Source organism: Acinetobacter sp. R933-2 (genome assembly GCF_030325485.1).
In the GTDB taxonomy this organism is placed as follows: Bacteria; Pseudomonadota; Gammaproteobacteria; order Pseudomonadales; family Moraxellaceae; genus Acinetobacter; species Acinetobacter sichuanensis.
Map to the genome: position 1 here is coordinate 154,513 of NZ_JACAIJ010000002.1, position 20,790 is coordinate 175,302.

General features: G+C 35.5%; 18 protein-coding genes and 1 tRNA gene. 8 read left to right on the forward strand and 11 right to left on the reverse strand.

Annotated features, from left to right (window positions below):
• Positions 1-173 precede the first annotated feature (173 nt).
• Complete coding sequence (locus HX005_RS03305; protein WP_107007447.1) at positions 174-410, forward strand: hypothetical protein; 237 nt, start codon at positions 174-176, stop codon at positions 408-410.
• 140 nt (positions 411-550) lie between these two features.
• On the opposite strand, the gene HX005_RS03310 is transcribed toward HX005_RS03305, so the two are convergent.
• Positions 551-1,282 (reverse strand): GntR family transcriptional regulator, encoded by a 732-nt coding sequence (locus tag HX005_RS03310; protein WP_286376389.1) that lies wholly within the window; start codon positions 1,280-1,282, stop codon positions 551-553.
• Positions 1,283-1,413: 131 nt separating this feature from the next.
• Between HX005_RS03310 and HX005_RS03315 the strand changes: the two genes are divergently transcribed.
• Both HX005_RS03315 and HX005_RS03320 read left to right on the forward strand, forming a co-directional pair.
• Positions 1,414-2,703, forward strand: a complete 1,290-nt coding sequence (locus HX005_RS03315; RefSeq protein ID WP_286376273.1) for an SLC13 family permease — start codon at positions 1,414-1,416, stop codon at positions 2,701-2,703.
• 7 nt (positions 2,704-2,710) lie between these two features.
• Positions 2,711-3,535 (forward strand): amidohydrolase family protein, encoded by an 825-nt coding sequence (locus HX005_RS03320; RefSeq protein ID WP_286376274.1) that lies wholly within the window; start codon positions 2,711-2,713, stop codon positions 3,533-3,535.
• Between the two features lie 17 nt (positions 3,536-3,552).
• Here the strand turns inward: HX005_RS03320 and HX005_RS03325 are convergent, their stop codons facing one another.
• From HX005_RS03325 to HX005_RS03355, 7 genes are all read right to left on the reverse strand, one after another.
• Positions 3,553-4,761 carry an MFS transporter gene (locus HX005_RS03325; protein ID WP_286376275.1) on the reverse strand — a complete coding sequence of 403 codons (1,209 nt, stop codon included), beginning with the start codon at positions 4,759-4,761 and terminating at the stop codon, positions 3,553-3,555.
• Positions 4,754-5,335, reverse strand: coding sequence for a TetR/AcrR family transcriptional regulator (locus tag HX005_RS03330; RefSeq protein ID WP_286376276.1), 582 nt, complete (start codon positions 5,333-5,335; stop codon positions 4,754-4,756). Before HX005_RS03330 ends, HX005_RS03325 begins: the two co-directional genes overlap by 8 nt.
• 246 nt (positions 5,336-5,581) lie before the next feature.
• Positions 5,582-6,103, reverse strand: a complete 522-nt coding sequence (locus HX005_RS03335) for an acyl-CoA thioesterase (RefSeq protein WP_107007442.1) — start codon at positions 6,101-6,103, stop codon at positions 5,582-5,584.
• A 155-nt stretch (positions 6,104-6,258) separates the two neighbouring features.
• A complete protein-coding gene (locus tag HX005_RS03340) occupies positions 6,259-6,441 on the reverse strand; it encodes a hypothetical protein (RefSeq protein WP_107007441.1) in 183 nt (60 codons plus the stop codon).
• Between the two features lie 113 nt (positions 6,442-6,554).
• Complete coding sequence (locus HX005_RS03345; protein ID WP_171405085.1) at positions 6,555-7,526, reverse strand: patatin-like phospholipase family protein; 972 nt, start codon at positions 7,524-7,526, stop codon at positions 6,555-6,557.
• A 247-nt stretch (positions 7,527-7,773) separates the two neighbouring features.
• Complete coding sequence (gltS, locus tag HX005_RS03350) at positions 7,774-9,015, reverse strand: sodium/glutamate symporter (RefSeq protein ID WP_286376277.1); 1,242 nt, start codon at positions 9,013-9,015, stop codon at positions 7,774-7,776.
• Between the two features lie 591 nt (positions 9,016-9,606).
• Positions 9,607-10,857 carry a DcaP family trimeric outer membrane transporter gene (locus tag HX005_RS03355; protein WP_107007438.1) on the reverse strand — a complete coding sequence of 417 codons (1,251 nt, stop codon included), beginning with the start codon at positions 10,855-10,857 and terminating at the stop codon, positions 9,607-9,609.
• A gap of 424 nt (positions 10,858-11,281) precedes the next feature.
• On the opposite strand from HX005_RS03355, the gene HX005_RS03360 reads away from it, so the two are divergent.
• Positions 11,282-11,986 carry a nitroreductase gene (locus HX005_RS03360; RefSeq protein WP_286376278.1) on the forward strand — a complete coding sequence of 235 codons (705 nt, stop codon included), beginning with the start codon at positions 11,282-11,284 and terminating at the stop codon, positions 11,984-11,986.
• 65 nt (positions 11,987-12,051) lie between these two features.
• On the opposite strand, the gene HX005_RS03365 is transcribed toward HX005_RS03360, so the two are convergent.
• Positions 12,052-13,272: a multidrug effflux MFS transporter gene (locus HX005_RS03365; RefSeq protein WP_286376390.1), complete on the reverse strand. Its 1,221-nt coding sequence runs from the start codon at positions 13,270-13,272 to the stop codon at positions 12,052-12,054.
• A gap of 142 nt (positions 13,273-13,414) precedes the next feature.
• Here HX005_RS03365 and yccS point away from each other — a divergent pair, with 142 nt between their 5' ends.
• From yccS to HX005_RS03385, 4 genes are all read left to right on the forward strand, one after another.
• Positions 13,415-15,589 (forward strand): YccS family putative transporter, encoded by a 2,175-nt coding sequence (yccS, locus tag HX005_RS03370; protein WP_286376279.1) that lies wholly within the window; start codon positions 13,415-13,417, stop codon positions 15,587-15,589.
• Between the two features lie 103 nt (positions 15,590-15,692).
• On the forward strand, positions 15,693-16,253 hold the full coding sequence (locus HX005_RS03375) for an SdpI family protein (protein WP_286376280.1): 561 nt from the start codon (positions 15,693-15,695) through the stop codon (positions 16,251-16,253).
• 147 nt (positions 16,254-16,400) lie between these two features.
• A complete protein-coding gene (locus HX005_RS03380; protein ID WP_286376281.1) occupies positions 16,401-19,010 on the forward strand; it encodes a PepSY domain-containing protein in 2,610 nt (869 codons plus the stop codon).
• Positions 19,011-19,157: 147 nt separating this feature from the next.
• Positions 19,158-19,943: a YdcF family protein gene (locus HX005_RS03385; protein ID WP_286376391.1), complete on the forward strand. Its 786-nt coding sequence runs from the start codon at positions 19,158-19,160 to the stop codon at positions 19,941-19,943.
• Between the two features lie 44 nt (positions 19,944-19,987).
• Here HX005_RS03385 and HX005_RS03390 read toward each other — a convergent pair whose 3' ends face one another.
• Both HX005_RS03390 and HX005_RS03395 read right to left on the reverse strand, forming a co-directional pair.
• Positions 19,988-20,452, reverse strand: a complete 465-nt coding sequence (locus HX005_RS03390; RefSeq protein WP_286376282.1) for a DUF2750 domain-containing protein — start codon at positions 20,450-20,452, stop codon at positions 19,988-19,990.
• 92 nt (positions 20,453-20,544) lie between these two features.
• Positions 20,545-20,620 (reverse strand) — tRNA-Val (locus tag HX005_RS03395).
• Positions 20,621-20,790: the final 170 nt, after the last annotated feature.

Consider the following 20,790-nt stretch of genomic DNA (forward strand, 5'->3'; position numbering starts at 1 on the left):
GTCCATTACGTAACTCAAACTGTTTTCCTTTGTTCATAAGGTTGCCTAAAAGTAGTTCACCGCTTAGCATGATTTTCGTCCACTAGTGATTGTTGTCACCTAGCAATTTATCAATCAATACAGACAACACAATAAATCACGGACTATTTTTTAATGAATAAAGGATGCCAAATATGAAACTCGTTAAAACACTTTTAGCTACAACTTTTGCTTTAACTGCTGCAACTGCTTCTTTTGCTGCGACGGCTGAACAAGCGGCTGATGAAGCTGAGAAAGTAGTGGTTTCAACTCAAGAATCTGCAACAACAACTGAGGATGCTTCTGCGGCAGCTCAACCTTCTTCTGAACAACCAACAACAGAAAGTGCGGCTGAAGGCACTGCACCAGCAGCACCTCAAGCGAATCAATAATTAACTTCACTCCCTCTGAAGAGCAATACGGTTAAGTCAGTTGTAGAGACTGAACCAATGAAAAAGACCAGATCAAGCTGCGATCTGGTCTTTTTCTTTTTTGATTTATATAAATTTAATGATCTCAATGAGAATGCTGATTAATGAATGGTGATTTCATAATTAAAGTTTTCTGCAAAACCCAAAGATTCACGATATTCAATCGGATCACCTTCAATGTTTTTAGCGATACGACACACTTGTACCAAAGCATCAGATTGTTGATTATTTAAATACGGATCTTGTAGATTTTTCTTAAAAGATAATTGCTCCGTTGCCGATGAAACAAATTGTCCGCATTTTTCATAATAAAATGGATAAAGTAAATTTGCGAAATCTTTTAATTCTAGCGTAGTTAATACTGTAAATAAGGTTTCTGGCAACCAAATCTTCTCGCTCAAGACCACTGTATTTTCATTCAAACGCACACGTTCAATATAAATCAAAGATGCTTGTTCATTCAGATTAAGTTTTTGATTAATTTCTGGAATCGCATCAACAACCTGTAATTTTTTAATTTCACCAATCGGTTGTACATCCTTGCCAAATTGATTACGCATGCGGAAAAAACGCATCAATGACGTAGCAAAGTTTGGCTGTCTTAGAAACGTTCCTCTGCCTTGTAATTTAATCAACAGACCGTCTTCTACCAAGCATTCAACTGCTTTGCGCACAGTCCCCACAGAGACACTGTACATACTTGCTAACTCTTGTTCAGATGGAATCGGTTCTTCAATCGTCCATTTTGACTGAACTAAAAGCTTTTGAATTTGCCAGCGAACCTGTTCATAACGAGGCAGCTTAAAATTTTTAAATGCATTTTCATCAAGCATTTGCATAACTATTACAAAATTTAGATTTGACAATCATAACACATCAGCTTTTAATATAAACATTCAAACATATATATGTTTATATCTTTAAATGTATTTATGAGTCATAGACTGTCAAGGAGAGATGACAAATGACTATGCTTATTCTTGCTGCTTTAGCCATATCGATTGGCTTGGGCTATGTCACGAAAATCAATATCGGATTTTTTACGATTATTTTTAGCTATTTAATTGGTTGTTTTGGTATGGGCTTAAAACCATCCGAAATTATTGAGCTGTGGCCTGTAAAAATTTTCTTTATTATTTTTTCTGTGACTTTGTTTTATAACTTTGCTCTTGCTAATGGAGCACTTGAAAAGCTTGCTAGTCATCTTCTCTATAAATGCCGTAAATTTCCGCAATTATTACCTTTAGCTGTTTTTTTTGCTTCAACCATTATTGCGGCTTTAGGTGCTGGTTTTTATACCGTTTTGGCATTTATGGCACCGATCACGTTGTTACTTTGCCGAAAAACCAATATGAGCATGATCATTGGTGGTATGGCAGTGAATTACGGTGCGCTTGCAGGTGCGAACTTTATGACCTCACAAAGCGGCATTATTTTCCGTAGTTTGATGGAAAGTGTCGGTGTAGACGCTGCAACTGGTTTTAGCTATGCCACAGGTATTTTTGTGGTGACATTGATCATTCCGATTGTGGTACTGGGTTTATATACCTTGTGGAACCGTAATAGTAATTCAATTCATATTGAAGACACTCAACCTGAAGCTTTTGATGACAAGCAAAAGAAATCTATTGCGCTCATCCTTGGCATGATGGCACTTGTATTGATCTTCCCAATTTTAAATTTATTGATGCCAGATCAACACACTATTGCCTTCTTAAATTCAAAAATTGATATCGGCTTTATTGCGATTATCTTTGCCTTGATCAGCTTATTTATGAAATTGGCTGACGAGAAAAAAGTCATGGCACTTGTTCCATGGAATACGCTCATCATGATCTGTGGTGTGGGGATGTTAATCGCACTCGGTGTCAAACTTGGTGTCATCACTCAACTCTCTGACTGGTTAGCAAATAACGTTCCTGTTTGGCTTATCCCTATTCTGATTTGTTTAATCAGTGCTGTTATGTCTGTTTTTTCAAGCACTTTAGGTGTGGTTGCACCGACGCTTTTCCCAATTGTGCCTGCTATTGCGCTTGCTTCTGGCTTAAACCCGCTTGTCCTTTTCCTTTGCATCGTTGTTGGTGCTCAAGCTTCCGCCATCTCCCCGTTTTCGTCTGGCGGAAGCTTAATTTTAGGATCAGCTCCTGCTGATGTCGATAAAAACCAACTCTTTAATCAGTTGCTATTTAGAGCTGTTCCCGTTGGTTTAGTCGCTGCCTTAATTGCTGTACTTATTCTTAAATTTGTAATGTGAGATAAAAATGTTTGCTGTTGATACACATGCCCATGTATTTTCAAAAAATGATCCTTGTATCGCAACTGCACGCTATACACCAGATTATGATGCTTCTGTAAGCGAATATATTGCGCATTTGGATCAACACCAACTCACTCATGGTGTTTTGGTACAACCCAGTTTTTTTGGCACAGATAATCGTGTAATGCTCCAAGCCATTGCACAATATCCTGATCGCTTAAAAGGTATTGCTGTTGTTGATCATGTGATTCATATCAACGAATTAATTTTACTCAATCAACAAGGTATTGTTGGTATTCGTTTAAATCTGTTTGGCAAAAACTTACCGAATTTTTCAGACAAAGCTTGGAATACATTATTTAATCATTTGTCATTCATGAATTGGCAAGTTGAATTACATGCTCCACCTGCATATTTAGTTCAAATTTTACCGATTTTACGCTCTTACCAACTCAATGTTGTGATTGATCACTTTGGGCGTATTGACCCAATAAAAGGCATACAAGATCCTGATTATCAAGATTTTTTAAATATGTTAGATGTCAATCAACATTGGATTAAAGTATCTGCTTTTTATCGACTTGGTCAATCTCCTGAAAATATTGATGTTGCAAGCCAAGCTTTTGCTTTATTGAAAGCAAAAGGTTTTCTACATAAATTAGTCTGGGGAAGTGATTGGCCCAATACACAACATGAGTCAAAAGTATCTTATGCATCAGTGGTTGAAGCTTTTCATAAAATTGTTCCTGATGAACAAGAACGTCAACAAATTTTAGGTCAAAATGCACAAAATTTATATGCATTTGAAACTAAACACGATTCAATTTAAGCATGAATGCACAAGCTTCATATTGAATTGAGTGGTTGGGCTGCTTTGATCTTATAAAAAAGTAAGGTCAAAACAGTCAAAATGGCGCAAATTAAATATGTCGCTGAATAACCGAGTTTTGCAATTAAAATCCCTATACAAACTGACCCTAAAGCCATTCCCAAATCAAATAAAGTAAATAGTGTTGCAATCGCATGCCCCATTCGAGCCTTAGGCACGGACTGAATCGCAATCGTTTGAAAACATGGAAATAATGAACCGTAGCCTATACCAATAAATACCGCAGCAAGCCATAAAATCCATTGATTAGACATAAAACTCATGATCACTAGACCGATCGTAAAGCAGACCAATGAAGGATAAACGACAAAATTTGCGCCTCTTTGATCAAAAAGCTTACCAACCCAAGGTCTGACCATCATCATTGATGCCGCAAAAATGACAAAAAATAAACTTACATAAGAGAATAAATGCTTTGATTCAGCATAAGCTGCAATAAAACTCATCACACTCGAATAAGCAAAGGCTGTCAGCAGTGCGACAAACGCTATAGGAATGACTTTAAACTCAATTAAATCATGAATAGACAGCACAAATTTTTTAGTTTTTTCGACTTGTATTAACTCAGGCTGCTTTGGGATAGGAATAAGCAAACAAAATATAAACCCGATACAAATAATGAATGTAAGCAACTGAAATAAAAAATTAAAATCGGAGTATTGTAAGACTGTTAAGGCAATAAAGGGACCCAAAACAACCGCTAAATTAATCGACATGACATAATATCCCATGCCCTCACCCTTGCGTCGCTCAGGAATAAACTCATTGGCAATAGGCACCGCAACGGTCGTTAAAATGCTAAACCAAATCCCATGTAAAAAGCGCAGTCCTAATAAAATCCATAAACTATCAACCCATAAATAAGTAAAAGCAAATAGCATAAAGAAAAAAGCAGACATTCGAAAAACTCGCTTTTGCCCGATTTTTTGAATAATTAAACCTGAAAAAGGTCTTACAGCAATTGAAGAAAGTAAAAATAAAGTTAAACCTAAGCCTGCTTCTTGGATTGAGCCTCCTAAAGACTGCATAATGTACACAGGCAATATTGTTAAAAAAGCAAAATAATAAATAAATAAAAATAAATTATTTAAAATACATAAAATAAAATTACGATTCCATAAGGGCAAATCTCCCCCTATGATCAAATCATTTTTCAGTTTATTCATTAATTTTTGACTCCTGTAACCACTGAGCAGGAGCTAAAACCAACTTCACTAAATGCTGAATATACTCAATATTTGGTCTTTGATTGAAGAAAATAATTTGATAATGAATAGGTGCATATAAAGTATCAAGCATCAACTCAAAAGGATAATTTTCCTGTAATTCTTGACGTCGAATTGCCACTTGAATGAGCTTATGCGTTTCTTCACGACGAGGTCTTAGATATTGTTTAAAAAACTCACCTGCCGCTTCACGATGCTCCGCCAATACGACCAATAATGCTCGTCCCAGGGCATGATCTAAAGCATGACTCAGCTTTAACAATTGTTGCTCTAAATTCATTGCTAAACTTAAAGAAAAATCCATTTCAAAAATCGATGCAGTATGTGCTTTAAAAGCATCGAAAACTAAATCAGACTTATCTGCCCACCAACGATAAATAGTTGACTTTCCTACACCAGCACGACGAGCAATATCTTCGATTGTTAAGCTGCGATAGTCCTGTATTTCTAAGATCTCAGTCACTGCATTAAAAATACATTGTTGGCGACGCGAGACTTTTTCTATTTCCTTCATCCTTACACCAAACGAGACGATACGTTTCGTTTCATTGTAAAAATTATTACTCTTTTCAATAAATACTTATTTTAATTAAGGTGAGTCTTAAAAACGATGAATGATTAGAAAACTGACAATCAATCCTGAAAATGATTCATGTCCTGATGTACTTAAATTTTTCTAAAACTTCAATCAACCACTTTTTTTATGATCACATAAAACAAAAAAGCTTCCTTAAAGGAAGCTTTCATTCACAAAAACCTTTTAGTTATGTGATGATTTTTTATAAATGCTGCAAGATGGATGATGATTTTCTTGCAAACGTGCAACTTTACGATGTTCAGCAGCTTCAAAACGACAACGTTTCCAATCATTATCCAAATTTAATGATGGAATTTGTTTTGGTTTACCGTTTTCATCAACAGCAACCATCGTAAAATAGCAACTATTTGTATGACGAACTGAACGTTTTTGAATATTTTGCGCTTCTACACGTATTCCAATTTCCATCGAAGTACGTCCCACATGGTTTACACTTGCTAGAAATGTAACTAATTCACCCACATGGATCGGCTCTTTGAAGTTCACTTTATCCACTGAAAGCGTAACCACATAACTACCAGAATAGCGACTTGCACAAGCATAAGCGACTTGGTCAAGTAACTTTAAAATGGTACCTCCATGTACATTACCAGAAAAATTTGCCATGTCAGGCGTCATCAAAATTGACATCGTTAATTCAGATTGGTCTTCTGTTGCAGGGATCATTTGATCGAGTGGTGACATTGTTTTCTTGACTCAGTGTTAAGGCAGGAGATATAGATCTATTATTATATATCTTTTCGATCAAAAAAAATGTTTAATTCGGCAATTGACCATTATCCTATATGATACTTTTTAAGTGAATCATTTATAAAATCTATAGTTAAATGATTTTTAAGTCATTTCTTTGCGTCAACGACACATAACATTTCAGCAACCACATGATCATAACTTAATTGAGCTGCCATATTTGACTGTGCTTTTATGGCATAAGAATGATCTGCGTTGATTTTAGTCACGACAAAAATCATATCTAGATGTGTTGCTAATTTTACCTGTTGCCCAACGAACATTGCTTTCATTTTCTATAACCTAATCTCTGGCATCATAAACAATGCTTATAACTTTTAAGTATAACACTCAAGATTATAACTATATTTATCCGATGATTAAATTTAAATAAATGAGTTCAATATTAATTTTGGACACTATATTCATCAAACTCTTCGCTTTGCAGCGCTTTATTTTTAATTTTTAATACTGCTTTGATATCATTTAAACGCTCATTTGCAGCATCTTGCCCAACTTTCATTGTATATTCACGAGTTTTTACATCAAAAATATGAGCTTTTTCACGTAAATCAGGCTGAATAACAATATCTGCATTTTTCAGTTCATCTGCTGCTAAATGATTTTGCATAATATTAATATTTTGGTTAAATAACCCCCACACATTACTTGTTTCAGTATATACAGGCTGAGCTAAGATATTGACTGCAATCACAATATCCGCACCTAATTCTTTGGCAACATCTACAGGCACTGGGCTGACTAAGCCACCATCCACATATTCTTCACCACCAATTACAGTCGGAATAAACATACTTGGTATGGATACTGAGGCACGTACTGCTTGTCCCGTATTTCCATAATTAAAAACAACTTTATGACCATTTTTTAATTCTGTTGCTACAACATACATGGGTATTTTCATCTGCTCTAAAGGCTGATTTTGGACTTGCGTATTGATAAAATCTTCAACCTTTTGACCATCAAAAAAACCTTTTAAGCCAATTTTAAACTCCCGTACATCTTTAACTTTTAAATTTAATGCAATATCACGTAATTCTTGTGCAGATTTACCACTTGCATAGAGTGAACCTACAATACTGCCTGCACTTGTTCCCACAATAAAATCAGGTTTAATACCTTGTTTTTCTAAAACTTCAATGACACCAATATGAGCATAGCCTCGTGCTCCACCACTGCCTAAAACAAGCGCAACAACAGGTTTATGATGAATATTTTTAAACTTATAAAAACTATGTTGTAGCTGTGAGCTTGCCACTGATGGAGACGAAATTTTAGCTACAGGATGTTCTGATGGTGTCGTTTGACAAGCCATCAACATAAAGCCACACAAAAGCCATAAAGTTATTTTTTGCATAGAAATAGACATCTCACTTTTGTATATATCAGAGCACAGACTCACAAAAAAATCTGTTATTTTTTCTGTCACATTTTATCAGTATAATCTGAAAAGAATCTTGTTTTAAATTTAATAGAAGATTAACAAAACAAATAAAATTAAAAATACAATAAAAATAATAACTTATAATATTAAACTAAAGCCTTTAATTTTAAAATAAAAAAGCTGATGTTTGATCATCAGCTTTTTTACATCTCATTTATTTTTAAGCAAAAAACTTAAGAATAACTTGAATCACTGTTGCATTAATTAAATCGACAAAGAAAGCACCACATAAAGGTACAATTAAAAATGCTTTATGTGAAGGACCATACATATTGGTAATTGCCTGCATGTTTGCAACAGCCGTTGGTGTTGCCCCCATACCAAAACCACAATGACCCGCAGCAAGCACCGCAGCATCATAGTTTTTACCCATAACACGGAATGTCACAAACGCAGCATAAAGTGCCATCGTCAAGGTTTGTGCTGTTAAAATCACCACCAATGGACCAGCTAAATCTGCTAATTGCCATAGTTTTAGTGATAATAATGCCATAGCCAAATATAATGAAAGTGCAGCATTACCAAATACATCAATCGCACGATCAAACATATTAATGCGTAATACACTTTCTAGAACATTACGTAAAATAACACCACCACCAAGCGCCCAAACAAATGTTGGCAACTCAAACCAATGACCTTTACTAAAGCCAGTCATAAATTCAGCAAAAGCCAAACATGCAGCAAACAAACCTAACGTCGTAATCGCATTATCTGCTGTGATTAAACGAACTTGTTGTGGATACTCAAAAGGAACATATTCACCTAATTCAGATTCGCTTTTAACTTGCTGATCTGTATTATTAATTTCTTGGTTTGTTTTAGGGCTAGATAATTGATATTTATTAATCAATAGTTTAGCTAATGGTCCACCAATAATCCCACCGATGATTAAACCAAATGTCGCACTTGCCATACCCAATGCTAATGCGCCTTGAATACCATGCTGTGTTTCTAAAATCTCACCCCATGCCCCTGCTGTACCATGACCACCTGTTAATGTAATTGAACCTGCGATCAAGCCAATAAGAGGGTCTAAACCCAGCACAGAGGCTAAACTCATCCCGACAAGGTCTTGCACAATAATAAATGATGCGACACAGACAAGGAAAATAACGAGCCCTATTCCGCCTTCTTTGAGTTTTGCAAAATTTGCACTTAAACCAATTGAAGCAAAGAACACCAACATAAAACTGGTTTGTAACTCGCTACTTGTCGTAATGCTATAACCAAATAGATTATGCACAATTAATGAAATTACGGCTGCAACCAAGCCCCCTGCTACAGGTTCTGGAATATTATATTTGCGTAAAAAATCAATCTTGTTCACTAAGAAACGCCCAAGTAGCAGTACAATGACTGCTGCTATCAGCGTATAGAAAGCATTAAAAGTAAATTCCATCATTATTTCCATTTAATCTAGGTGATACTTTTTGTTCTATAGTCTTATGTACTCTAAAAAGAGAACGCATTCCAAAAGTAATGAAAAACTATACAACGAAAAGAAATACAGAATAAAACTTATTCTGAATTACGCTTGGATCATGAATTGTGGCTGTATTTCTAAATAGATAAAAATACAATATGGAAATCTGAAGTATGGTTTATAGATCATATGTATTCCTTCTATCATTGATAAATTGATAATTTCATCAAACCTTAGAATTACAGCCTATCCAAAGGGATAACCTCATGAATAAACTGAATCTACAGCACTAATTATTAATTAATACTGTATAAAAATCGCTTTAAATAACGTGTTTAATAAGCAATTCTAAAAAGATGCAACATTATGCAGAATTTCAAAAAAATATCTGCTTTTTTTACAATTTTATGAGCGATTCAACCTTATTATTAGACTAAAGTTATACTTAAAAGCCATTCTGATTGTTTTTAACACAAAAATAAAGTGTATATTTTTTAGTGATATGTAAACAAAAACTGAGGCTACAAGCGCCTCAGTTTTTACTATTTATTGATTTATGCTAAAAGCTTAGAAATCGTATTTAGCCATTACGCCTAAACGACTGTCACGACCTTTTGCACCGCCTACAGTTTCACGTTCACCATAGACATATTCAGTACCAAAAGTGATTGGTTTTACTGGGCTATACATCACATTTAACCAACCTTGCTGTAACTTTTCATTCGCATCAGCACCTAAAGTACTATCATCATAGAATGCTGCACCATAACCAATGGTACTACGAAGTTTAGGTGTGATTTTATAAGTTGCGCCTACCGTCACAGCATCAATATCAGTTAACTCAATATCCGTTTTATTTGTTTCAACTTGATATGGGTTTTCTGTATAGAGTAAGAAGAAATTATCACCTTTTACATGCGAATAATCACCAAATACTGTTAATTGTTCAGCAAGATTCAGTTTAGCACCTAAACCAACACCCCAACCAAACTCGGTTGCGTCATCAGCAGCACGTGCACGTACTTCTTGAATCAAAGCACGACCTGTTAACAAAGCAGTATCACCCAATTTATGGCTAATTTTTGCAGTTGCCGCAGGTAAACGGTTTTCGTCACGACCTTTTTCTAAACCAACAAAGTATTGAGTATTTGCGTCTAGTTTATCGCTATAACGAACCATTGGAGTACGTTTTGTTCCAATCCCTAATGGTGAGTTGAAATCTAACATTTCTGGCTGAGTTTCAGTTGATAAGAATGATGATGTCGTTTGACCAAATAACCAATTGTTATAGTTTAAGTAAGCGTGACGAATACGAACGGTGTCACCTGAACCACGAAAATCAATTTCGATTTTACCGCCAACATCTGCACCTTGAACGGGTGCTTTAAAGTCTAAACCAATACGTGATGTTGCGGCTGTGCTGTAAAGGCGATCATCATTTTTTTCATCGCCTGCTTTATTAAGATCAACCTCATTGATACGGTTAAAAATACCGTCTCCACCTTTTGCTTGATAAGAAGCATCTGCACGGACAAAACCGTAAAGGTTAACGTCTGCGCCCGCTTTTGATTTTAACGATGCTAATGGTGACTGTGGTGCAGCAGGTTGAGATGCGACTTCTTGTAATTTAACTTGTTGCTGTTGTTGTACTTGTTGCTGTTGTTGTACTAAAGCTTTTAAAGCTTCTACTTCTTCACGAAGTTGTTTAATTTCCTCTTGATCAGATGTTGCTGCGTTTGCTGTAGTAACCATTAATGCAGTTACTGTTAGGGCTAAGCTTTTCAAAACAAATGTTTTACGGTTGAGGAATAGACCCATGAAATACTCCTAGTCTTTAATCATGTTGTGCATCCGTGCAAAAATTGATTGAATCACCCCTATATAATGTTGAAGCAATCAATATTTTTGTTTGTTGGCAGCAATCATTTCTCAACTTGCTCAACCAACATATGCACCTTTGCTTTATTTGTTAAATTATGAAAGCGTTGAAACTTAGTTAAAACATAAAAGTAACATTATATGTAAAAGAATTACACATCTGTAATCTATCTTAACTCAACAACTTTATTAAAATCAGTTTTACCGAATAAGATATTCTTTTCAATTCTTTTTTTAGATTAACTTTTCAATTTTTGTTATATATTCTTACATTTATCATTTTGAATTATTTTTATTTTCCAAGCATATACGACTAATGTCTATATTTTGAAAAGTCTATTTAACAAAACAATATGGATATTTTATGAACCCTGAACAAATTAAATATGTTGATGAAGCCATTACACAACGTCATTCTGTACGCGCTTTTTTAAATCGACCAGTCAAACAAGAGACTATTTTAGATATTTTAAATGTTGCTGCACGTTCACCATCAGGAAGTAACACCCAACCTTGGAAGGTTTATATTGTCACAGGTGAAAAACGAGAACATTTAATTCAACGCGTCTGCCAAGCACAAATTGAACAGTTTCTTCATCCTGAACAAGACAGCAAATACCAAGAAACTTTTGCTTATTATCCTGAAAAATGGGTTTCCCCTTTTATTGAGCGTCGTCGTGAAAATGGTTGGGGACTTTATGGTCTACTCAACATCCAAAAAGGGGATAAAGAAAAAATGGCGGCACAGCTTTTACGTAATTTTCAACTTTTTGATGCACCTGTAGGATTATTTTTTACTGTTTCCAATGCAATGGGCATTGGCGCAAAAATGGATATCGCCATGTTCATGCAAAATGTCATGGTTGCTGCCAAAGCACGAGGACTAGATACTTGCCCACAAGCAGCATGGAACCATTTTCACAGCATTGTGTTAAATGTTTTAGATGCTCCTGAACATGAAGAACTGGTTTGTACCATTGCTTTAGGCTATGCAGACCCAGATGCTATTGTAAATAATTTTATTACACCGCGTGAACCCGCAGAAAATTTTTGTGTGTTTGTAAATTAAGTTTATTTTGAGCCAAGAGCTTTGTTGCAGTTGAACATCGCTCTTTTATGGATGCCATAGTACAGTCACTTTGAAACTTGTGACTGTAGTTTTAATTCTCGGCTTACAAAATAAATCGCAACACCACCTGCCAATGTAAAACCCAACATCAAAATGCCCATATTTAAGACATGATTACCATATAAAAAGTTTAAAAGTATTCCGCCAATCAGACCACAGGTAAATTGCATACTTCCCATAATTGCACTGGCTGTACCTGCTCGTGCGCCTTGTTGAGACATTGCTAAAGCCATCGAATTGGGTCCTGTAAAACCAATCCCAGACACTGTCATAAACAAACCAATCATCACAACCCAGAGTGGCACATCTACCAATAACCCTGCGATCACAATAATAATAGAACCTGTAATTTGGCTTATTCCACCTAATTTTAAACGCTGTACAACTGAAAACTTAGCAGCTAATTTTTTATTTAAAAATGAAACAAATATAATACCTAGAGCATTTAGACCAAAGGCATAAGCAAAAAGTTGTTCATTTAAATGATATTGATCCATTAATACCGCAGCAGCCGAACCAATATAAGCAAATAACGCTGCACCTGTTAAACAACCTGCTAACATTGGTAAATGAAAACTTCGATCTTTAAAAATTGCCCCATACAATAAAAACACTTGGTTAAATGTTAAATTTAAGCGACGCTCAACAGGCAAAGTTTCTTTAAAGAAAAAATGCACACAAATAAAACACAGCATCCCCACGAGCATTAAACATATAAAAACGTAATGCCAATCAAAAAAGTATAAAATCCATGCGCCTAAAGTTGGTGCTAGGACAGGAGCAACCCCCATCACCATCATCATACTTGCAAATGCTTGTGCTGAACCTTGTACATCCAGACGATCTCGAATAGCAGCTCGTGCCATGACCACGCCTACACAACCGCCCAGTGCTTGCAAAAAACGTACAGCAATGAGTGACCAATGATCATCAACTAAAACGCATAATAAACTGGCACAGGTAAAAAGTGCCATGCCAAAATATAAAGGTTTTTTGCGCCCAATTCGGTCACTAATTGGTCCATAAATGAGTTGCCCTAATGCCAGTCCAAAGAAATACGCAGGTAAAGAATTTGCTACTTGTTGCGTAGTCGCATTAAAGTCCTGCGCCATTTGTGGCAAAGCAGGTAAATACATATCAATAGATAAAGGTCCAAGTGATGTAAATAATGCGAGTAAAATTATCCAACCCGTAGAATATTGCTGCCCTGCGTTTTTTTGAGACATAGATATAAATAATTTAATGGCAAGAAATGCAGACAAGTGTAACGCTTGCATTGTATTATTTCTATTGCTGGATTAATTGAAATTTCACACGAAGTTTTTTATTTTTCAGACTTTATCAAAAAATGATGGACAAGGAAATCGCTTGAATACTTGGCTGAGTCGGCTTAGAAAAGCAACATATAATACCGCAATCATGTACAACTTACGCATGATTATTGCCTTTTCGGGAACTGCTTTTCTTCCTTATTTTCTAGGTCAGCAACATATGACCATTCCGCTTACATTGGGCGTGGTTGCTGCAGGACTCAGTGATATTGATGATCGCTTTTCTGTGCGTATCATGAATTTACTCTACACTTATGTAGGTTTTTTCATCACTGCTGCCTCTATTCAATTATTATTTCCTTATCCAATGATTTTTGCGTTTGGCTTAATCGTCTCGTGTATTGGTTGGATTTTATTAGGTTCATTAGGGCGTCGTTATGCAACGATTTCCTATGGCTGCTTGGTGATCTCAGTTTATTCCATGTTAGGTGTAAATCTGTTTGAGCCTTGGTATACACAACCTGCGTTATTGGTGGCAGGCGCAGCATGGTATGGACTGATTTCTACCATTAGCTTTTTACTCTTCCCTATTCGTCCTGTACAAGACAAATTAGCTCAATGTTATAAATCTTTAGGTGATTTTCTATTTTCTAAATCTAATCTTTTTGATGTCGATATGACTGCTGACAGCTATCAACAAAGTATGATCAGTTTATCTATGGAAAATGGTAAATTGATTGGTATTTTTAACGACACCAAAACAGCCCTATTAACACGTTTAAAAGGCGACCGTGGTCAAAGAGATACTCGTCGTAGTTTACAATATTATTTTGTTGCACAAGATATTCATGAACGTGCTGACTCTGCTCATATTGACTATCAAAAACTCACCAAGATGTTTGAACATAGTGATATTTTATTTCGTTTTCAACGTATTTTATCGCTTCAAGGTAAAGCCTGTAAGGATTTAAGCGACAGTATTTTAAATCGTAGTACTTACCAACATAATTCACGGTTTCAACATGCATTTAAGAACTTAAGACAGTCCTTAGATAAACTGCGCCAAGACCCAAACTATGATCAAGTTTGGGTAAATGCTTTATTTTCGTTATATCAAAACTTAAAGTCGATTGATGCTCAGCTACAGAATGTTGAAACTGAGCGATATATTAGTCGTGATCAAAGTAAACATATTGAAAACCAACTCAAAGATGATGATCTAAAAGGCTGGGATGATATCGTCAGTCGCGTTAAACAGCATCTGACACCAGAATCAGTATTATTCCGCCATGCGATTCGTGTTTCTATTGTTCTATTTATTGGTTATGTTTTTGTCCAAGTCACACAAATTGAATATGGTTACTGGATTTTACTCACTGCACTTTTTGTCAGCCAACCGAATTTTAATGCCACCAAACGTCGTTTACGCTTACGTATTATTGGTACATTAGGAGGCATTATTGTTGGTTATGCGATTTTATCTTTTGTTCCTTCTGTCGAAGGTCAATTACTCCTGTTAATTATTAGTGGCGTACTATTTTTTGACTTACGTAGTAAACAATATGCGCAAGCAACTGCATTTATTACGATTTTAGCACTGATCAATTTTAACTTAGATGGCTTAGGTTTTCAGGCTGCTCTTCCTCGTTTAATTGATACAGTATTAGGTTGTGCTTTAGCCTGGTTTGGTGTCAGCTTTATTTTTCCAGATTGGAAGTTCCGTCGTTTACCACGCACCATTAATCGTTCTCTAGAAGCACAATGTCAATATCTCGCAGAGGTTGTCAGTCAGTATCATCATGGACGTAATAATGCATTAAATTATCGTGTTGTACGTCGTGCTGCACACAATACCGATGCTGAAGTCGCTTCTCTCATTTCAACTTTAGCCACCGAACCTGATTTTGATCCGAGCCAAAAAACCTTGGCTTTTGAGTTTTTGTGTCTAAATCATACTTTTATTAGTTATATTGCAGCCTTAGGTGCCCACCGCGAACAGATCCATGATCAAGAAATTCTCAACTTATTAGACCAAGCCCTAGATAATATTCAAGGGGCATTATTACATGATGAAATGCCTGATTTGACCGCACATAATATGTTGCAAACCATTCGCTTACGTTTAAATCAGTCTGATGAAGATACATCACAATCATTGATTATTTTACAACAGCTTTCGCTCATGTTTAGTATTTTGAAACAATTAAGCACCTTAAAGCAAAGTTTAAGTCATGAACGTGATGATCAATCTACAGAATTAGCGTCACTCTAATAATGCAGCAGAATTGCTGCTATTTTGGTAGAATATACTCACGAATTGAACCCAATTAATGCTAAACTCTGTTTAGCTCTATCTCTTTCTTACTATTGACACTATGACTGCCAAGAATCTTTACGCTTATACCTTACAACCTGTTACTTATGAAGTCACAGAAGCTGAACAACGTCATGCTCAACTGATGATTTGGCGTAGTACCAATAAAATTGGCACAAAGGCATGGGCAATTATGGGTGCTATTGCAGCTTTATCTATACTTGGTCTTATTTTCATTAAAAACTATTCTACAGTTATTTTCTGGGTACTTTTAGCCTGTGTTGCGGTTTATCTTTTAGTCCGCAAATTTGGCTTAGAATGGTATGTTAAACGTAAAATGAATGAGTTCCCTGTTCAAGAAATTAAAGGGATTAAACTCGGAGTACAACCAAGCGGTATTGTTATGCGCCAAAAAATGGGGCTACAAGAAGGTGTAGGTACAATTGGCTGGAAAGATATTTACGAATGGTACAACACGCCTGACTTTATGTTAGTTAACTTTAAAGTTAAAGGTCAACAAGGTGCTTATATCTTACCTAAGCGCATGGATAGTAAGAATTTTTCATTTGAAACTGTACGTAAACATTTAAATGAAACTGTAGGTGCAGCAAAAAATCTTTAAGTTATTTTCAGTATATGCCTCCTTTTTAGGAGGCTTTTTTATACTCATAATCTGAATGATAATGAGAATAAATATTATCATTAAATCCATTTTCTCTGCGTGTTCTTCAGTTATAATTCTCCCACTTAAACTCTCTCTTCAACACGCATGTTTAAAAAAATACTTTTCCAACTGCATTGGTTTTTTGGCATTACCGCAGGTCTAATCCTTGCAATTATGGGTGTAACAGGTGCTATTTACTCTTATGAGCAACCTATACAAAAACTCATTAATCCTGACAGCTATACAGTTAAAATAGAAAACCGAGCAAAATTAACTCCGACAGAGATTTTTCAACATTTTCAGTACACACAACCTGAAATGAAGATTAATAGCATCACGATTGATCAGGCACCTGAAGCTAGCTCAAGCATTAATATTGAAAAAGAAGGTGCGCGTAAGGGCTTTAATATCATGATTAATCCCTACACAGCAGCAGTTTTACCTGATATTCAAGGACGTGAATTTTTCCAATTTATTCAAAAGCTGCATCGTACTTTAACGATGGGGGATTTAACAATTGGCGATTTCACTATTAAAAATTTTGGTAAACAATTAACAGGTGCTTCTACCCTTATTTTAATTTACTTTATTTTAAGTGGTTTATATCTACGTTGGCCTAAAAAGCATTCTGTTAAACAATGGTTAAGTATTAAGCCTAAACTTAAAGGGCGAAATTTTCTTTGGGATTTACATGCTGTTGTTGGAACATGGGTGGTCATTTTCTATTTACTGCTTGCTTTAACAGGTTTGTATTGGTCTTATGACTGGTGGCGTAGTGGTATGTTCAAAGTATTAGGTGTTGAACAACCCAAACCTGAAATGCAAGCGAATAATAAAACTAAAGGTCTTAATCAACCTAAACAAAAAGATCAGCATGAGCAAAAATCTCATCAAGATCGGTTAAGTCCAGCACAAATTGACTTAGCACTGACACAAACATGGCAAGGTCTGCATACACAACTCAAACATGATTATTCTTCTATCACCTTGTCTGTGCCTAAAAAAGCAGATGGTTTACTTGAAGTATCGTTTGTTGACCCTATTCCACAACATGAACGTGCGCGCAACAAAGCGGTTTATGATTATCAACAACATCAAGTTAAAAAAATTGAATTATATGCCAATAAAAAACTCAATGAAAAAATTATGAGTAGCATGCTTCCTGTGCATCGTGGCAGTTTTTTTGGACCAATTTATCAATTCTTAGTCATGCTTGCTGCACTCTGTATGCCATTATTTTTTATTACAGGATGGATGCTTTATCTCAAACGTCGTAAACAAAAACAACTTACTTTAGCAGCTCGTCAACATACAACCACAACAACTATAGATCCAAATGCAACACCTTGGTTAATTAGTTATGCATCGCAAACGGGTGTTTCTGAACAACTGGCTTGGCGTACTGCAACAAGTTTACAAGCTGCACATCAACCCGTTACGGTTAAAGCTTTACAGCATTTAAGCCTTGAAGATTTACAAAACTCAGCGCAAATTTTATTTGTTGTCAGTACATATGGCACAGGCGATGCTCCAGATTTAGCCGCAACTTTTGTAAAAAAATTCATGCAACAAAGTGTAGATTTAAAACAACTCAAATATGCTGTTTTAGCACTAGGCTCGAAAGAATATCCTGAAACTTATTGTAGCTTTGGGCATCAATTGGATGCTTGGTTACAGCAAAATCAAGCTCAAGCATTCTTTAAAACCATTGAAGTTGATAATGCTAATGCAGCAGACATTGAACGCTGGACAATTGCATTAGCAAAAATGAGCAAACTTGAGTTAAATGAGATGAGTATCCAAAAAGTTTTTGACCAATGGACACTCAAAAAGCGTGAATTACTTAATCCAAACAGTTTGGGAGCACCTGCTTATCATCTCGAATTACAAGCAGAGCATCCAGTGTTATGGCAAGCAGGTGATATTGCAGAAATTCAAACTGGAAATAGCCTCGCACGAATACAAGCATTTTTAGATAAATATCATATTTCTGCTCATACCTCTGTTGATGGCTCACAACAAAGTATTCAACAAATCCTTTGCCATCGAGATTTAACAGGAGAAATTGAACCTTTTGCCAATATGCAACATCTATTGGAACAACTCCCCCTACTTCCTACCCGTGAATATTCCATCGCAAGTATTCCATCACAACACGTTGTACGATTAGTGATACGCCAACAAACCAATGTTCAAGGTGAATTAGGCTTAGGTTCGGGCTGGTTGACTCAACACTGTCAATTAGGCGATCAAATTGCGATGCGTATTCGTACCAATGAAGCCTTTCATTTAATCGCAGATAATCGACCTATTATTTGTATTGGTAATGGCACAGGTATTGCGGGTTTAATGAGTCTAATTCATAGTCGTGTACGCCTAAATTACTTAGAAAATTGGCTTATTTTTGGTGAACGTCAACAAGCTCATGACTTTTTCTTTAAAGCGACCTTACAAGCTTGGCAAACGACAGGTATGCTGAAAAAATTAGATTTAGCTTTTTCTCGTGATCAAGAAGAAAAGATTTATGTTCATCATAAATTACGTGAACAACAAGAAACCGTTCGCACTTGGGTTCAACAAGGTGCAATTATCTATGTTTGCGGCAGTATTCAAGGTATGGCAAGCGATGTAGATCAAGCACTCATTGATATTTTAGGTGAAGATCAAGTGAATGAACTACGTGAAACAGGTCGCTATAAGCGTGATGTATATTAATTCAAACGTATAATTTTCCATTGAAAAAAACCGAGTTAAATTGCTCGGTTTTTTATTAACTCAACTTTTTACAATTTCAAAACGGATAGAAAAATTAATTTGCTAAAATATCGTCTATATTTATCTAATATACTGAAAATCATGGCAATTAAATTCTCTATTTTCCTACGTTGTATTTTATTTATTGCAGGTCTTATTTTATTCTTAGATGGCTTTATTTTAATTCTACAAAATAAAATTCACTTAGGTACAGTTTTACCTTTGATCATTGGATTATTTTTTATTTTCTATACAAGTTTTTATCAAAAAATCCAAAAAATATTACAGCAACACAAAAAAATTAAAAAAATCTGGCAATTCGGTTGGATATGTTTCAATCTTTGGCTTATTAGTTTGTTTATATTTTTTAGTTACTTACAACTTAATACCCAATCAAAACAAAAAATTCCACAAGTTGATGCAATTATTGTACTAGGTAGTGGCATTATTCAAGGTCAACCTTCACCAACACTGGCTTTACGCTTAGATGCCGCAGCAGAAGTAGCACAACAACACCCTAAAGCATGGATTATTGTGAGTGGTGGCTTAGATTATGGTGAAACCAAGACCGAAGCTGAAGCCATGGCGACTTATTTACAAGAAAAATACCACATTTCAGCACACAGAATTTTAAAAGAAGACCAAAGCACCAGTACGGAACTCAATCTAAAAAATAGCCAAAATGTACTAAAAGCACATCAACTTGGTTTAAACTCAAAAATAGCAATTATTACCAGTGATTTTCATACATTACGCGCAAGTGCAATTGCACAAAAACAAGGTTATCAAGACATTTTCACTGTAAGTTCCAATACCCCTATTGAAACTCGCTACAATGCTTGGCTTAGAGAATACTTCGCTTATATTAGTGGTTGGTTACTACAAGAATATTAAATTTTTATTTTAAATACAGTTTAAGCCTTTAAATTAGGATTTGTCTAATGGTGAATCCTAATTTTACGTGGCAAAGGTAAACGGTTATTTTGGAATAAAGTAGGCTGTTCTATATATAAGCTATATAAATAATTCTTAATATCTATTAAAAACTTATTTCCAGATACTAAAATATTCTGCCCTTCAGGTGTCAAATCTATAGACAGTAAGGTATTATTTTCCATAATGAATGGGATCACTTGCTCAATAAAAGCAATTAAATCAATTTCTTTGATCGCATAACGTGCCCAATTATCTTTTATTAAGAGTTGCGATAAACTACGACTTTGCCAAACAGCAAATGCTTGTTGACCTGTTGGTGTTGCACAAAGCGCCCAACCTTCATCATATAAAGCGAATAACTTAGCTTGGTTTACAATTGTAGAAATAAATTGTTTGTATTGATCTTCAGCAGAAACAACGACTTTCTGAGAGTTCGACGCAGACTTGCGTTGATAAGGATTTCGCATATTTGTTTAATATAATTAAATTTGTTATGAGCTAAGTATACAGGAAATCTATAAAATTTAAAAATAGAATACGAAAGATTAAATTGATAATATGGTGGGCGCTGACGGGATCGAACCGCCGACATTCTGCTTGTAAGGCAGACGCTCTACCAACTGAGCTAAGCGCCCTGAGAAAAATAGCAATGCTATTTTTATGAGAGAAAGATGAATAAAGTAGAGTCTTTATAAATCTTATATTTAACCTAATCTCAGGAATCAGGATAAATGGCGCAGCGGACGGGACTCGAACCCGCGACCCTCGGCGTGACAGGCCGATATTCTAACCAACTGAACTACCG

Excerpts from the sequence above, each read along its gene's own strand:
- HX005_RS03355 (WP_107007438.1), bottom strand. The coding sequence starts at position 10,857 with ATGGGTCTATTCCTCAACCGTAAAACATTTGTTTTGAAAAGCTTAGCC.
- HX005_RS03330 (WP_286376276.1), bottom strand. The coding sequence starts at position 5,335 with ATGAAGGAAATAGAAAAAGTCTCGCGTCGCCAACAATGTATTTTTAAT.
- HX005_RS03345 (WP_171405085.1), bottom strand. The coding sequence starts at position 7,526 with ATGCAAAAAATAACTTTATGGCTTTTGTGTGGCTTTATGTTGATGGCT.
- HX005_RS03340 (WP_107007441.1), bottom strand. The coding sequence starts at position 6,441 with ATGAAAGCAATGTTCGTTGGGCAACAGGTAAAATTAGCAACACATCTA.
- HX005_RS03310 (WP_286376389.1), bottom strand. The coding sequence starts at position 1,282 with ATGCTTGATGAAAATGCATTTAAAAATTTTAAGCTGCCTCGTTATGAA.
- HX005_RS03315 (WP_286376273.1), top strand. The coding sequence starts at position 1,414 with ATGACTATGCTTATTCTTGCTGCTTTAGCCATATCGATTGGCTTGGGC.
- HX005_RS03305 (WP_107007447.1), top strand. The coding sequence starts at position 174 with ATGAAACTCGTTAAAACACTTTTAGCTACAACTTTTGCTTTAACTGCT.
- HX005_RS03365 (WP_286376390.1), bottom strand. The coding sequence starts at position 13,272 with ATGTCTCAAAAAAACGCAGGGCAGCAATATTCTACGGGTTGGATAATT.
- HX005_RS03380 (WP_286376281.1), top strand. The coding sequence starts at position 16,401 with ATGTTTAAAAAAATACTTTTCCAACTGCATTGGTTTTTTGGCATTACC.
- HX005_RS03325 (WP_286376275.1), bottom strand. The coding sequence starts at position 4,761 with ATGAATAAACTGAAAAATGATTTGATCATAGGGGGAGATTTGCCCTTA.
- HX005_RS03335 (WP_107007442.1), bottom strand. The coding sequence starts at position 6,103 with ATGTCACCACTCGATCAAATGATCCCTGCAACAGAAGACCAATCTGAA.
- HX005_RS03375 (WP_286376280.1), top strand. The coding sequence starts at position 15,693 with ATGACTGCCAAGAATCTTTACGCTTATACCTTACAACCTGTTACTTAT.
- HX005_RS03360 (WP_286376278.1), top strand. The coding sequence starts at position 11,282 with ATGAACCCTGAACAAATTAAATATGTTGATGAAGCCATTACACAACGT.
- gltS (WP_286376277.1), bottom strand. The coding sequence starts at position 9,015 with ATGGAATTTACTTTTAATGCTTTCTATACGCTGATAGCAGCAGTCATT.
- HX005_RS03390 (WP_286376282.1), bottom strand. The coding sequence starts at position 20,452 with ATGCGAAATCCTTATCAACGCAAGTCTGCGTCGAACTCTCAGAAAGTC.
- HX005_RS03320 (WP_286376274.1), top strand. The coding sequence starts at position 2,711 with ATGTTTGCTGTTGATACACATGCCCATGTATTTTCAAAAAATGATCCT.